Below are 13953 nucleotides of genomic sequence, written 5' to 3' on the forward strand. Positions count from 1 at the left end.
ATATGACGAAGGAGATAACAATGGGTAACACCAGTCCCGATTCGGGTGAGCACACTGTCCGCCTCGATTTTGTCCCGAAGGACAGTTACCTGTCGAAGCAGTTTCTCGAGCGCGAGCACGAGCGCCTCTGGCCGCGAGTCTGGCAGGTCGCCTGCCGTCTGGAAGAGATTCCCAACGTGGGCGACTTCGTGACCTTCGACGTGGCCGGCGAATCGATCATCGTGGTGCGAACCGCGGGAGATCAGATCAAGGCCTTCTTCAACGTCTGCCAGCACCGTGGCCGACGCCTGACTAATGGCTGTGGCAAGGCCGCGAAATTTCACTGCGCCTATCACGGCTGGCAGTGGAATCTGGATGGCAGTCTTGCGCGTGTGCTCGACAGGCAAGATTGGCAAGGTTGCCCGGACATGGCTGACGGGGACCTTCGTCTCACGGACGTGCTGGTCGATACGTGGGGCGGGTTCGTGTTCATCAATATGGATCCGGATGCAGAGCCGCTCGCGAAATTTCTCGACCCGGTGCCGGAGATCACCAACTGCTTCGAGTTCGAAAAGATGCGCTACCGCTGGTACAAGTCGATTCGTCTGCCGTGCAACTGGAAGGTTGCACTCGAAGCGTTCAACGAGGGTTATCACGTATCGGCAACCCATCCGCAACTGCTCGACGTCGCCGGCGATGACGTGACGCGCAGTTTCTCCTATGGCTGCCATGGGATGTTTGGTTATTCGACGGCGACGCGGATGATCGGCGCGCCCTCGCCGCGAACCGGCAAGCCGATGCCGGAAGACGTACGCCAGGGGCTCGTGAACTTTTTCCGGGTAATGGAAGAGACTCTGAAGGCGATCAATACCGCGCGCGATTACGAAGCCGCGAAGCGCCTGATGACCGAAATGTCGCCGTCGGGTAACCAGTTCGAAGTCCTCGGGAAGGCGATGGAATTTCAGCGCGAGGCGGCCATCGCCGAGGGTGCGGGCTGGCCCGAGATCTCTTTCGAGCAACTGGGTCGCGCGGGAGCGGACTGGCACGTCTTTCCGAATCTGGTGTTCCTGCCGTACCCGGACGGCGCGTTGTTCTATCGCGCGCGGCCGGACGGCGACAACCCGGATTCGTGCATCTACGACATCTGGTCGCTGCAGCGCTTCGCGCCTGGGGCGGAGCCGCCGTTGAAGCGCGAGTTCTATTACGGCGTGGACGACTGGAAGGAGAACGCGCAGGAGAACTTCGGCCTGATCCTGTGGCAAGACTTTCAGAACATGACCAACGTTCAGCAGGGCATGAAGTCGCGCGGCTTCAAGGGTTTGCGCACCAATCCGCTGCAGGAATCGTCGGTTTCGAACTTCCATCGCGCGCTGCGCGAATTCATCGCGCGGGATGAGTGATGTCGACAAACTGGGACGCAACCTACGACTTCGTGGTGGTCGGCAGCGGCGGGGGTTCGATGTGTGCGGCGCTTGCCTGCAAGTCGGTGGGCAAAGAAGCACTGATCATCGAGAAGCAGGCGAAGGTCGGCGGCTCGACCGGATATTCGGGCGGGGTCTGGTGGCTTCCGAACAATCATGTGATGAAGCGTCACGGCGTCAGCGATTCCTATGAACGCGCGCGCCAGTACTTCGATGCGGCGGTTACTTATCAAGGCCCGGGGACTTCTGACGCGCGACGCGAGGCTTACTTGCGCACCGGCCCGAAGATGGCCGAGTTTCTCGAGCAGCAGGGGATGCAGTTCGTGTACGCGGACGGCTGGTCCGATTACTACGACACGCTGCCCGGCGGCGAGCCGCGTGGCCGGTCGCTGCTGGCCAGGTTGTTCGACGTGAAGGAACTGGGCGAATGGGCGCCGCGTCTGTCGCGCTACAAGGGGCCGTCGATGCCGGCCAACTCGGACGAGTATCCGCAACTGTTTCTGATGAAGCGGACGTGGGGAGGCAAGCGCAAAGCGATGCAACTGGGTGGCCGGATGCTCTATCAGAAGATCACCGGCAAGGAGCTCGTGGCCAACGGCGCGGCGATTCAAGGGCGCATGCTGCAGATGGCGCTGCGCGCGAACGTGCCGATCTGGACGGACACGCCGGTGCGCGAGTTCATCGTCGAGGACGGACGCGTGACCGGCATCGTCGCGGTACGCAGCGGCCGCGAGTTGCGCGTGCGCGCTCGCGAAGGCGTCCTGCTGAATACCGGCGGCTTTTCACACAACGCGGAAATGCGCCGCAGGTACCAGCCGCAGCCGTCGTCCGCGGACTGGACCAATGCGAATCCGGGCGATACCGGTGAAATCCTGCAAGCCGCGATTGCGCTCGGCGGCGCAGTGGACTGCATGGAGGAAGCGTGGTGGGTCGTGACGTCGCTCGGTCCCAACGAGGAATTGCCCGAAGGTGCACGCGCGCCGGATGGTTCGCCGCTGCCGTTCATGCATCACCTCGACCTGTCGCTGCCGTTTTCGATCATGGTCGACCAGGACGGCGAGCGCTTTTGCGACGAAGCGGGAGCGTACATGGAAATCGGTCAACGCATGTACCAGCGCCACAAGCAGACGGGTAAGGCCGTTCCCGCATGGGTCGTCATGGACAACCGGCAGCGTAAGTACTACCCGTGGGGCACGGCGATGCCGGGCCAGATTCCGCAGAAGTGGCTCGACAGTGGATACATGATCAAGGCTGACACGCTCGAAGAACTGGCCGCGAAATGCAGTATCGACCGTGCTGGGCTGCTCGGGACCGTCAAGCGCTTCAACGGCTTCTGCGAAACGGGCGTCGACGAAGATTACGGTCGCGGCTCGCGCGCATTCGACCGCTGTCATGGAGACCCGACCATCAAACCGAACCCCAATCTCGGGCCGATCGAGGAGGGGCCGTTCTACGCCGTGCGCATGTATCCAGGGGATGTGGGCACGGCAGGCGGTCTCGTGACCGACGAGTTCGGACGTGTGCTGAAGGACGACGGCTCGCAAATCCCTGGACTGTACGCCACCGGCAACTGCACGGCATCCGTGGTTGGCCGGTGTTATCCGGGCGCCGGCAGCAGCATCGGCGCATCGTTCGTGTTCGGTTACATCGCGGCGCTGCATGCGAGCGGCGCGCAAAAGATCTGGTGACACAGGAGAGTGACGAATGAATGCCTATCAGCCGCCCAGCAGCGAAGTCCTGGTCGACATCTACAGGCGCATGGCTCTCATCAAGCAGAACGATGAGCGCTTTCGTGCCGTTATCAAGGCCGGCAAGCTGGTGATGCCGTACTACTCGCCGCGCGGCCAGGAAGTGATTCCGTCGGCGATGTCGGTGTGTCTCACCGACGACGACTACATCTGCACGATCTACCGCGGCGTCCACGACATGATCGCCAAAGGTGTGCCGCTCAAGGAACTCTGGGCCGAGCTCGGAGGGCGAGTGACGGGGACGTGCAAAGGCAAGGGCGGCCCGATGCACGTCACGCATCCCGCGTCGGGCGTCATGGTGACGACCGGCATTGTCGGCAGTTCGATGCCGATCGCAAATGGGCTTGCGCTCGCCGCGCAGATTCGTGGTGAATCGCGCGTGGCCGTGGCCTACTTCGGTGACGGCGCATCAAACATTGGCGCCTTCCACGAGTCGCTGAACATGGCGTCCGTGTGGAAGTTGCCGGTGATTTTCGTCTGCCAGAACAACGGCTATGCCGAGCACACCAAATACGCGTATGGCACGTCCGTGCCGAACATCGCCCAGCGTGCCGTCGCGTACCAGATGCCGGGCATCACGGTGAACGGCAACGATCCGATTCAGATGCACAAGGCGGCGCACGAAGCGGTCGAACGCGCGCGCAACGGCGGCGGCCCGACGCTGATCGAAGCGAACACGTTCCGCTTTCAGGGGCACGTGTTCGGCGACCCCGACGCCTATATGGACAAGCACGAAAAGGCCGCCTGGCTCGCGAAGGATCCGGTGCCGCTGTTCCGTCAGTGGCTCATCGATGCGAAGCATGCGACCGAGGAGCAACTGGTTGCGATGGAAGCCGAACACGAGGCGCAGATCGACGCTGCGGTCGAATTCACGCTGTCGAGCGAATATCCCGATGTCGCGGAGCTTCGGCGCGACATCTTCAAGGACGAGGTGCTTGCATGAGCCAGCAGCCAACCAACATCAACACCATCCAGGCGGTCAACTTCGCGCTCGACGACGCGATGGCCGCCGACGCCAACGTAATCGTGCTGGGTGAAGACGTTGCCGACGGCCAGGAGGGCGGCATTGTCGGCGTAACGAAGGGACTGTCGTCGAAATACGGCACGTCGCGGGTGCGTTCGACGCCGATTTCGGAGCAGGCCATCATCGGTGCGGCAATCGGCGCTTCGATGGTCGGGATGCGTCCTGTGGCGGAAATCATGCTGATGAACTTCACGACGGTCGCGATGGACATGATCGTGAATCACGCCGCGAAGCTGCGGTTCATGTCGGGCGGACAGACCAATGTGCCGATCGTCATCCGCACCATGACGGGCGCGGGCTTCGGCACGGGTGGCCAGCATGCCGACTACCTCGAGGCCTGGTTTGCACACGTTGCCGGCATCAAGGTCGTCACACCGTCGAATCCTGCCGATGCGTATGGCCTGATGCTGTCCTGCATCCGCGATGACGACCCTTGCCTTTTCATCGAGAACATGCCGACCTACTGGAATCCGGGCAGTGCGCCGGAGCGCGGCGTGGCGATCCCACTTGGAAAGGCCAACGTCGTGCGCGCAGGCACGGACGTCACGTTGATCAGTTACAGCCGCCGCGTGCAGGAGGTGATGGTTGCCGCGGAGGCGCTCGCGAAGGACGGTATCGCCTGCGAAGTGATCGATTTGCGCACCGTCTCTCCGTTGGATACCGAAACTATCCTGACTTCAGTTGCAAAAACCGGGCGCGCCGTTGTCGTGCACGAAGCCGTCAAACCGTTCGGCGTGGGTGCGGAAATCGCATCCCGTATCTACGAAGCCCTCTTTCGCGAGCTCAAGGCGCCCGTGCAGCGCGTAGGCGCGCAATTCTGCCCCGTGCCGTTCTCCAAGCCGCTCGAAGACGCGTTCGTACCGGGCGTGGCCGAAATCGAATCGGCGGTTCGCGCGACGCTGAAATGACCAGCACGAACACCCGGAATTCCATCATCAATAGAGCAAGGTCATGACCACACAAGTTCTGCTTCCCAAACTGGGCTTTTCCATGAACGAAGGCACGCTAGCCGAATGGCTGGCGGACGACGGCGCAACCGTGAGCGAAGGGCAGATTCTCTACGCGCTCGAGAGCGACAAATCGATTCAGGAAGTCGAGTCGCCCGCGTCGGGCACGCTGCGCATCGTTGCCCAGGTTGGCGAAGTGTATCCCGTCGGCACGGTGCTGGCGGAAATCGTCTGATTGGCCGTAGGCCGTCACGCTGTCCAACAGTCGTTCGAAGAGGCATCCGCGATGAGTGTCGAATCCGTTGCTACGCGACCGCAGTCCGATGTGAATACCGGCCCCGGCGAGGCTGCAGTCCCCGCTTTCGGCGCGAATCTGCCGCCTTGGCCGCAGGTCGATTTCGCCGAATTCGGCGAGGTGGAAGTCAAGCCGGTGTCGCGCATCCAGAAGCTCACAGGAGCCTTCCTGTCGCGCAACTGGCTGACGATCCCACATGTGACCCACCACGACGACGCTGATATTACGTCGCTCGAAAGTTATCGCAAGGCCCGTAACGAGGCGGGCACGGCGGTTAAGCTGACGCCGCTCGTCTTCCTTATCAAAGCCGTGGTGCGGGCTTTGCAGGAGTTCCCGCAATTCAACGCGTCGCTCGATGGTGACGGCAAAAACATCGTTCTGAAGAAGTACTTCCACATCGGGGTCGCCGTGGACACGCGCTTCGGATTGCTCGTGCCGGTGCTGCGCGATTGCGACCGGAAGAGCGTCGAAGAACTCTCGGTGGAACTTGCAGCAATTTCGCAGAAGGCGCGCGAAAAGGGTTTATCGATGGCAGAGATGTCGGGCGGTTGCTTTTCGATTAGTTCGCTCGGCGGCTTTGGCGGTACTGGTTTTACGCCTATCGTCAATGCGCCGGAGGTGGCGATTCTCGGCGTGACTAAAACCCGGCTGGTAGCCGCGCCGGCGGACGACGGCGGCGTCAGCTGGCGCAAGATGCTGCCCCTGTCGCTCAGCTACGACCATCGAGTGATCAACGGAGCCGACGCGGCGCGGTTCGCCGCATTCATTGGAACCGTGTTGGCCGATCCGCAGACGCTCGCTGGCTAACAGTCGATCTGACAAAACAACGACAGGATTGAGATGAGAACCCTTGGCGAGATGATCGAGCGAAACGCGCGCTTGCATGCCGACCACACGGCGCTCGTGTACGCCGACCGGCGTCTGACGCACAGTCAGTTGGCGGAGCGTGCCCGCCGCTTTTCGGGAGCGCTATATGAGCGCGGCCTGCGGCGTCAGGACCGGGTTGCGATCCTCGCGATGAATTGCGCGGAGTACTACGAGAGCTACCGTGCATGCGAATGGGCCGGCTTCATTCTGGCAACCGTCAATTTCAGGCTGGCCCCCGCGGAGATTCTTTATATTCTTAAGGACGCGGCCCCCAAGGCGCTCGTATTCGAGGCTCAGTATGCCGATGTCGTGAACGGACTGCGTTCGCAACTGCCCGAAATCGAGCAGTACATCTGCATTGGCGACGCACCGGATTGGGCCGTTTCGTTCGAGGCGGTGATGGAAGCCGGCCCAGTGGAAGGGCCGCCGATCCGTTCGAAACCGGAAGACTACGCGTACCTGATGTACACGAGCGGCACCACGGGGCGTCCCAAGGGCGTCGTGCGCACGCACCATGCCATGTGCGTCACCGCCGAAAGCTGCGCGCTGGTGACGGAGTTTTCGGGCAATACCCGCGTGCTACAGACGACGCCGGCGTTCCACGTCGGTGGAATTGGCTTCGTTAATTCGGTGGCGTGGATGGGCGGCACGACGGTCGTGCATCGCGCCTTCGAGCCGAAGCAAATGCTCGAGACGATCGCCGAAGAACGCATCACCTTCACGTTCATGGTTGCCGCGATGCTTCAGGCGGTCCTCGATGTGCCCGAACTGTCGAGCTATGACGTGTCCAGCATCGAAAACATCGTCACGGCGGCAGCCCCGGTGCCTGCACCGCTGCTGTCGCGCGGCATTCAGGTGCTCGGCCCGGTGTTTTCGGTACAGTACGGCATGACCGAGAGCAACGCCTGCTGGTTGCCTGCGCACGAGGTCAAGCCCAAAGGGTCTCCGGAACAGGTACGGCGTCTCGCATCGGTAGGGCGCCCGTGCCCCGGCATCGACCTGCGCATCGTCGACGATCACGGCAACGATCTGCCGCAAGGTCAGACCGGCGAGGTGTGGCTGCGCTCGCAGACGCAATTGAGTGGCTACTGGAACAACAGCGTGGCGACGGTGGAAGCACTGCGCGATGGCTGGTATCGCTCGGGCGACATGGGCTACCAGGACGAGGACGGCTACATTTTCCTCGTCGACCGCAAGAAGGACATGATCATTTCCGGCGGCGAGAACATCTACAGCCGTGAAGTCGAAGATGCGCTGCTCCAGCATCCGGCAGTCATCGACGTGGCGGTGATCGGCGTGCCGCACGAGAAGTGGGGAGAGTGCGTCAAGGCGATCGTCGTGTTGCGCCGTGGCGAGCAAGCGGGCGAAGCCGAATTGATCGAGTTCTGTCGCGGCTTGATCGCTAGCTACAAATGTCCGAAAGCCATTGCATTCGTCGACGAATTGCCGAGGCTGCCGACGGGCAAGATCAGCAAGGTAAGTCTGCGCGCGCAGTTTGCCCGGTGAACGGCAATCGCCTCAATTGGAGGGAATCGACCATGGCCAAATGGCTGAAAACATCGGAGTGCGTGAAGTTTGAAGTGGCGCAACGCGTTGCGCGCATCACGCTGAGTCGTCCGGACAAGCGCAACGCCATCAACAATCCGCTTCTGCAGGAACTCAAGGCGGCGTTGCTCGAAGCTGACGACCTCAAATCGGTGAACGTGATCGTACTGTCGGGAGCTGGCCGCGACTTCTGCGCAGGCTACGATCTGGTGACGACGTATTCGGATCGGGCCGCGGACGCCGCCGATCCGGGGGACTATCGTGGAACGATTCGCAGCTTCGACGACGACTGCTGGTCGATGGAGCGGCAGTCGGAGACGGTCAATCTGATGGCCGATATCCACAAGCCGATCATCGCGCAGGTGCATGGCAACTGTCTTGCGGGCGGCACGGATCTCGCGCTGGCGTGCGACATGGTGATCGCCGCCGACAACGCAAGGATCGGCTTTCCCGCCACGCGCGCGAACGGCTCGCCACCTGCGCACATGTGGTTCTATCACGTCGGCCCGCAGTGGGCGAAGCGTCTGCTGCTGTCTGGCGACTCGCTGACGGGCCGCGACGCCGCGAAGATCGGGCTGGTGATGGATGCGGTGCCGGCAGAGCAGCTCGAAGCGGAGGTGGGCGAGTTGGCACGCCGTCTGTCGTTTGTCGATGCCGATCTGCTTGCGGCCAACAAGCGCATTGTCAACATCGGGCTGGAGCTGGCCGGTTCGCGCACGCTTCAGCGGCTCGCGGTGGAAAACGACTCACGGGCTCACCAGAGCCAGGGGCCGCGCCGCGCGCAGTTCAAGGCGGACATGGAAGCGGTTGGCCTGAAGGAAGCGCTCAAGCGCCGCGACGAGCCGTTCGGCGACGGGATGATCCGCCTGCATGCTCGCGGCAGTTGACCAGACCGTCGAACGGACGAACCAAACTCAAACGAAGATCCGAACATCATGGATGTTGAACTCACTTTGAACGGCGCGGTTGCGACGCTGTGTCTGAACCGCCCCGAGAAGCTCAACGCGCTGACGCCGGAAATGCTTGATCTGATTCTCGGCCACCTCGATCGCATCGAAAAGGATCCGGAGATTCGCGCGGTGATTCTCACTGGCGCAGGCCGCGCATTTTGCGCCGGTGCCGACATCAAGGGCAGCGGCGCCGCGCCACCGCAGATGAGTGTGGCGCACGCGCGCGCATCGATGGCGGTCTATCAGAAGATCGCGCTTCGGTTGTACAACCTGAACAAGCCAGTGGTCGCGGCGGTACGAGGCGTTGCCGTGGGAATTGCCTGGAGCTTTGCGCTGTGCGCGGACCAGCTGATCGTTTCCGATACGGCGCAGTTCATTCCCGCCTTCCTGATGCGCGCCACCTTACCTGAAGGCGGCATGGTGTATCTGCTTGCGCGTCATTGCGGCGAGTTTCGCGCCAAGCAAATCATGTATCTGAATCGCCGGCTGAGCGGCAAGGAAGCACTCGATATGGGTCTTGCCAGCCATCTCGTCGAGGACGGCGAGCTTGACGCGGCCGCCGAAAAGCTGGCTGGCGAGCTGGCGGCTGGCCCGACTTTCTCGCTCGGACTGACCAAGCAGTTGTTCAGGTTGAACCCCGGTGGCATGGAAGAGTTTCTTGCGCAGGAACTGAACGCGGTGGCGCTCGCGGTGAACTCCGAGGACGCCGCGGAGGGCCGGCTCGCCGCGAGAGAAAAACGCGCCCCGGCTTTCAGAGGCCGCTAGGCGGAGCACCCGCACAAGCGCGGCGCAGTGGCGCGACAGAGCAGACAACGAGGGCGCAAGAGATTCAGGAGTCAGGCATGCATTTGGGCTATAGCGAGGAAGACGAATCATTTCGTCGGGAAGTCAGAATGTTTTTCAGTGAGCATGCGCCGGCCGACATTTCACGCCGCTGGCGTGTCGGCGTGCATCCGCCTGCGCGCGATGACATCCGCAGATGGCAGCGCATTCTGTACGAGCGCGGCTGGGGTGCGCCCCATTGGCCCGTCGAACATGGCGGCACCGGCTGGAGCGCGCTTCGCAAGCATATCTTCATGGAAGAGCTGTACAACGCCGATGCCATGGACTATGGGTGGCAGTCGACGCAGATGGTGGCGCCCGTCATCATCGCGTTCGGTTCGGACTGGCAGAGGGAGCGTTTTCTCGGGCCTATTCTGCGCGGCGACGAGTTCTGGTGCCAGGGCTTTTCGGAGCCGAACGCGGGCTCGGATCTGGCTGGACTGAAGACCACGGCCGTGCTCGACGGTGACGAGTACGTGATCAACGGCCAGAAGATCTGGACCAGCGACGCAACGATTGCCGATTGGGGCTTCTTCCTCGTCAAGACCGATACGAGCGTCAAGCCGCAACGAGGCATTTCCTTCCTGCTGGTCAAAATGGACACACCGGGCATCACGGTGCGTCCGATCGTTTCGATCGAGGGCGGCAAGGGCCTGAATGAAGTGTTCCTCGAAAACGTGCGTGTGCCGAAGTCGCATCTCGTGGGCGAGGCCGGCATGGGATGGACCTATGCGAAGTACCTCCTCGAGAAGGAGCGCACGGCGAGCGCGTTCCTGTACTTCAACAAACGCGAGCTGCAACGCGCGAAAGACATCGCGGGGCAGGAGCGGGAGGACGGCGTGCGGCTCATCGATACACCCGGGTTCGCGCGCAAGGTCGCCCAGGTCGAAGCGGACCTGATGGCGCTCGAATGGTCGGTGCTCCGCATCCTTGCGCAAGAGAAGAGCGAGCGCAATCTCGATGCGGTCGTCTCTGCGCTGAAGATCAGCGGGTCGGAGATGCAACAGCGCGTGACGCAGCTGCAAATGGACGCACTCGGTCCCCGCGCGATGCGTTTCGACGACCACGGCGAGCCGCAGGGTGATCTGGCGGTCGACGAAAATTGGCCGGATTACATGGGCGGCCGCACGTCGGGCTATCTGATCGCGCGCGCCTCCACGATCTATGGCGGCGCGCGCGAAGTGCAGAAGAACATCATTGCCAAGCTGGCCTTTGGACTGTAGCCATGGACTTCAACTTCTCCGAAGAACAATTGATGCTGAAGGACGGCGCAGAGCGCTACGTTCAGCAGGAGTATGGATTCGAGGCGCGCACGCGCATCGCGGCGGAGCAAGAGGGCTTCAGCCGTGAACATTGGCGCGCCTATGCCGAACTTGGCTGGCTCGGGCTGACGATGCCGGAAGACGTCGGCGGTCTCGGGTGCTCGTTCGTTGAAACGGCGATCGTGATGGAGGCGCTCGGTCGCGTTATGGCGCTCGAGCCGGTCGTGCAGACGGCGCTGCTTTGCGCCACGATCATCGAACGAGGCGATGCGCGGCGCCAGCGTGAGTCGCTGCTGCCCGCCGTCATCGACGGCACGCTGCTGCTGTCGCTCGCGGACAGCGAAGCGGGCAGCCGGTACAAGCTGGGATGCCACGCGCAAACGCACGCGCTCAAGAGCGCCTCGGGTTACCTGATCAGCGGCGCCAAGACGCTGGTGATCGCCGGCGCGTCGGCGGACCAGCTGCTCGTGACCGCGCGAGTCGAAGGCGCGTCGCAAGGCGTGGGCGTTTTTCTTGTCGATCGCCGGGCCGCGGGCGTAACGTGCCGGTCGTACCGTTTGCTCGATGGATCGCGTGCCGCGGATATCGACCTGCACAACGTCGAGCTCAGTGAAGATGCATTGATCGTCGGACCTGAACGCTCGCTGCAGGTGCTCACGCAGGCAACGGAACTCGCCAGTCTCGCGAGCGTGGCCGAGAGCCTTGGCATGATGGAAGCCGTGATGGCGATCACCTCGGAGTACATCAAGGGACGCTCGCAGTTCGGCCAGCCGATCGGCAAGTTCCAGGCGTTGCAGCATCGCATGGCTGAGATGTTCGTCGCCACGCAGGAGGCGCGTTCGATGCTGTACTGCGGGATCGCGCACCTGAACGGCCCGGCGGCCGAACGCAGCCGCGTCATCTCGGCGGCCAAAGCCGTTGCCGCGCGCGCCAATCGCTTCGTTTGCGCGCAGGGCATCCAGTTGCACGGTGGCATGGGGCTCACCGAGGAATATCCGGTAGGGCACTACTTCCGCAAGATGACGATGATGGAGAAGATGTTCGGCGATATCGACTTTCATCTCGACCGCGTTGCAGCAGGCGGCCGGACACCGATAACGGCCTGAGACAGGGAGCAGATCATGCAACGCGTGAAGCAAAAGATTGCCATCGTGACCGGGGCCGCATCCGGTATCGGCGCTGCCTGTGCCGCCAGGCTCGCGCAGGAGGGCGCCTTGCTCGTCGTGGCGGACCTGAATCTCGAAGGCGCGCAGGAACAGGTGCGTCGTATCAACGAAGCGGGGGGGCACGCGGTCCCGGCGCAGGTCGATATCGGCGACGAAAGTTCGATCGATGCATTGTTCGATCTGACGCTCAAGACTTGGGGCGGGCTCGATATCCTGCATAACAACGCCGCGGCCACATCGCTTTCCAGTACTGCCGATGCGGCAGTCGAGGCACTCGACGTCGGGGTCTGGGACGACACGATGCGCATCAATCTTCGCGGCACCATGCTGGCCTCGCGGTGCGCGCTGCCGCTGATGCGCGCACGAGGCGGCGGTTCGATTATCAATACCTCTTCCGGTGCCGCTCAGGCGGGCGCGCTGGGGTACAGCGCGTACGGTGTCTGCAAGGCCGGTATCGAGGCGCTGACGCGCTACGTCGCCGCGCAGCACGGCAAGGAGGGGATACGCTGCAACGCGATCGCTCCCGGCCTGATCGTCACGCCGGTGACCCAGGCGTACTACGCGGGGGAGACCGGAGAGATGATGCTGAGCCACCATCTCACGCCTCGCCTCGGGCAGCCCGAAGACATTGCACACGCGGTGGTGTATCTCGCTTCGGATGAGGCGGCGTTCGTCACGGGCCAGGTGTTCAACGTCGATGGCGGACTTCTTTCACACCAGCCTTACTATGCCGACGAAATCCGCGCGCGTCCGGCCGCGATGGCCAACGCTACGAAGGGGAAGGCATGACGACGGATTCAGCGCTGCTCGCGCGTATCGAGCGCATCGAGGCGCAGCTCGCCATCCAACAATTGCCCGTCCGATACGCGCTCGCGGTCGATTCGCGCGATCTGGACAGCCTGGTGCAACTGTTCGCCGAAGACGTCGATTGCGGCCGATGGGGCGTAGGGCGCGCGGCATTGAAGACGTTCTACGGGTCCGAGCATATTCTGCGTGGCTTTTATCGCAGCATTCACCAGATCTGCGGCCACGTCGTCGATTTCGTCGATGCCGACCATGCGACGGGAAGCGTCTATTGTCGCGCGGAGCACGAGGACAACGGAGCGTGGGTGGTGATGGCGATCTGCTACTTCGATCACTATGTGCGGCGCGACGGGCAGTGGTGCTTCGAGCGTCGCGACGAACAGCATTGGTATTCGACGGACTGGCTCGCTCGGCCCGGTGCGCCGCGCTTGCAGAACTGGCCCGGCAAGTATGAAGGCGATCGGTATCAGCCGCGTCTTCCGCAAGGATTTCCGACGTGGGCGGCGTTCTGGAGCAACAGCGAACAGCACGCGATCGACGCGTTGACGAAAGCGCCGTAAGCGCGGTCTCGTCTTCGGCTCCTGGCCCGCCACGTAGCCATTCGTGGGACTGGCGAGGAATGCAAGGAGTGAGGTCCGCGCAAACTTCCGCATCGTGGAGATCGACGCCGATCCCCTGTTCGCCGAGCGTCGTCAGATACGGCGACAGCGCCGCGCCGATGCCTGAGGCAGCGCCGGCGCCGGTGATCAGCGTCGTGCGGGAGGCCTCTGTGCCCCTTGCGCTTACGCAGTCAGATCGGGCAGACGCACCACCAGCCCGTCCAGTTCCGGCGTCATGAAGATCTGGCATGTCAGACGGCTGTTTTCGCGCACGTCCATCGCGCAGGTGAGCATGTCGACTTCATAGGATTCCGCCGCTGGCATGTGGCTGCTCCAGGTGTCGTCGACATACGCGTGACAGGTTGCGCAGCTGCAGCTGCCGCCGCAATCGCCGAGAATGCCTGGGATCTGATTGTTCACCGCTGTTTGCATGACTGAGTCGCCAACGTTGGCGCTTACGGTGGCCTCGCTACCGTCCGGCTGGATGAATCGAATGAGCGGCATGGCTTGTGAACCTCTGAAAA

General features: G+C 62.5%; 14 protein-coding genes. 13 read left to right on the plus strand and 1 reads right to left on the minus strand.

What is annotated here, in order from left to right:
* Nucleotides 1–20: 20 nt before the first annotated feature.
* The 13 genes from OKW29_RS19340 (at nucleotide 21) to OKW29_RS19400 (ending at nucleotide 13390) form a co-directional block, all read left to right on the plus strand.
* Nucleotides 21–1379 carry an aromatic ring-hydroxylating oxygenase subunit alpha gene (locus OKW29_RS19340; protein ID WP_429292143.1) on the plus strand — a complete coding sequence of 453 codons (1359 nt, stop codon included), beginning with the start codon at nucleotides 21–23 and terminating at the stop codon, nucleotides 1377–1379.
* Nucleotides 1379–3088, plus strand: a complete 1710-nt coding sequence (locus OKW29_RS19345) for an FAD-binding protein (RefSeq protein WP_429292144.1) — start codon at nucleotides 1379–1381, stop codon at nucleotides 3086–3088. Before OKW29_RS19340 ends, OKW29_RS19345 begins: the two co-directional genes overlap by 1 nt.
* Before the next feature lie 16 nt (nucleotides 3089–3104).
* Nucleotides 3105–4091: a thiamine pyrophosphate-dependent dehydrogenase E1 component subunit alpha gene (locus OKW29_RS19350; protein WP_429292145.1), complete on the plus strand. Its 987-nt coding sequence runs from the start codon at nucleotides 3105–3107 to the stop codon at nucleotides 4089–4091.
* The gene (locus OKW29_RS19355; protein WP_429292146.1) at nucleotides 4088–5080 is read left to right on the plus strand and encodes an alpha-ketoacid dehydrogenase subunit beta; all 993 of its coding nucleotides are present in this window, start codon (nucleotides 4088–4090) and stop codon (nucleotides 5078–5080) included. The genes OKW29_RS19350 and OKW29_RS19355 overlap by 4 nt, the downstream gene beginning before the upstream one ends.
* A 43-nt stretch (nucleotides 5081–5123) precedes the next feature.
* On the plus strand, nucleotides 5124–5354 hold the full coding sequence (locus OKW29_RS19360; RefSeq protein WP_018425497.1) for a biotin/lipoyl-containing protein: 231 nt from the start codon (nucleotides 5124–5126) through the stop codon (nucleotides 5352–5354).
* A 51-nt stretch (nucleotides 5355–5405) separates the two neighbouring features.
* Nucleotides 5406–6221, plus strand: coding sequence for a 2-oxo acid dehydrogenase subunit E2 (locus tag OKW29_RS19365; protein WP_187617213.1), 816 nt, complete (start codon nucleotides 5406–5408; stop codon nucleotides 6219–6221).
* A gap of 33 nt (nucleotides 6222–6254) precedes the next feature.
* On the plus strand, nucleotides 6255–7787 hold the full coding sequence (locus OKW29_RS19370; RefSeq protein ID WP_429292147.1) for a class I adenylate-forming enzyme family protein: 1533 nt from the start codon (nucleotides 6255–6257) through the stop codon (nucleotides 7785–7787).
* Nucleotides 7788–7819: 32 nt separating this feature from the next.
* Entirely contained in the window at nucleotides 7820–8713 is an 894-nt protein-coding gene (locus OKW29_RS19375) for a crotonase/enoyl-CoA hydratase family protein (RefSeq protein ID WP_429292148.1), read from the plus strand.
* Nucleotides 8714–8761: 48 nt separating this feature from the next.
* Nucleotides 8762–9541, plus strand: a complete 780-nt coding sequence (locus OKW29_RS19380; RefSeq protein WP_429292149.1) for an enoyl-CoA hydratase/isomerase family protein — start codon at nucleotides 8762–8764, stop codon at nucleotides 9539–9541.
* 77 nt (nucleotides 9542–9618) lie between these two features.
* Nucleotides 9619–10821: an acyl-CoA dehydrogenase family protein gene (locus OKW29_RS19385; RefSeq protein ID WP_429292150.1), complete on the plus strand. Its 1203-nt coding sequence runs from the start codon at nucleotides 9619–9621 to the stop codon at nucleotides 10819–10821.
* A 2-nt stretch (nucleotides 10822–10823) separates the two neighbouring features.
* A complete protein-coding gene (locus OKW29_RS19390; RefSeq protein WP_429292151.1) occupies nucleotides 10824–11966 on the plus strand; it encodes an acyl-CoA dehydrogenase family protein in 1143 nt (380 codons plus the stop codon).
* 15 nt (nucleotides 11967–11981) lie between these two features.
* Nucleotides 11982–12815, plus strand: coding sequence for an SDR family oxidoreductase (locus OKW29_RS19395; protein WP_429292152.1), 834 nt, complete (start codon nucleotides 11982–11984; stop codon nucleotides 12813–12815).
* Nucleotides 12812–13390 (plus strand): nuclear transport factor 2 family protein, encoded by a 579-nt coding sequence (locus tag OKW29_RS19400; RefSeq protein ID WP_187630165.1) that lies wholly within the window; start codon nucleotides 12812–12814, stop codon nucleotides 13388–13390. Before OKW29_RS19395 ends, OKW29_RS19400 begins: the two co-directional genes overlap by 4 nt.
* 222 nt (nucleotides 13391–13612) lie before the next feature.
* On the opposite strand, the gene OKW29_RS19405 is transcribed toward OKW29_RS19400, so the two are convergent.
* Nucleotides 13613–13933 (minus strand): 2Fe-2S iron-sulfur cluster-binding protein, encoded by a 321-nt coding sequence (locus tag OKW29_RS19405; protein ID WP_429292153.1) that lies wholly within the window; start codon nucleotides 13931–13933, stop codon nucleotides 13613–13615.
* Nucleotides 13934–13953: the final 20 nt, after the last annotated feature.

This window comes from Paraburkholderia sp. CI3 (genome assembly GCF_050436505.1).
GTDB lineage: Bacteria > Pseudomonadota > Gammaproteobacteria > Burkholderiales > Burkholderiaceae > Paraburkholderia > Paraburkholderia tuberum.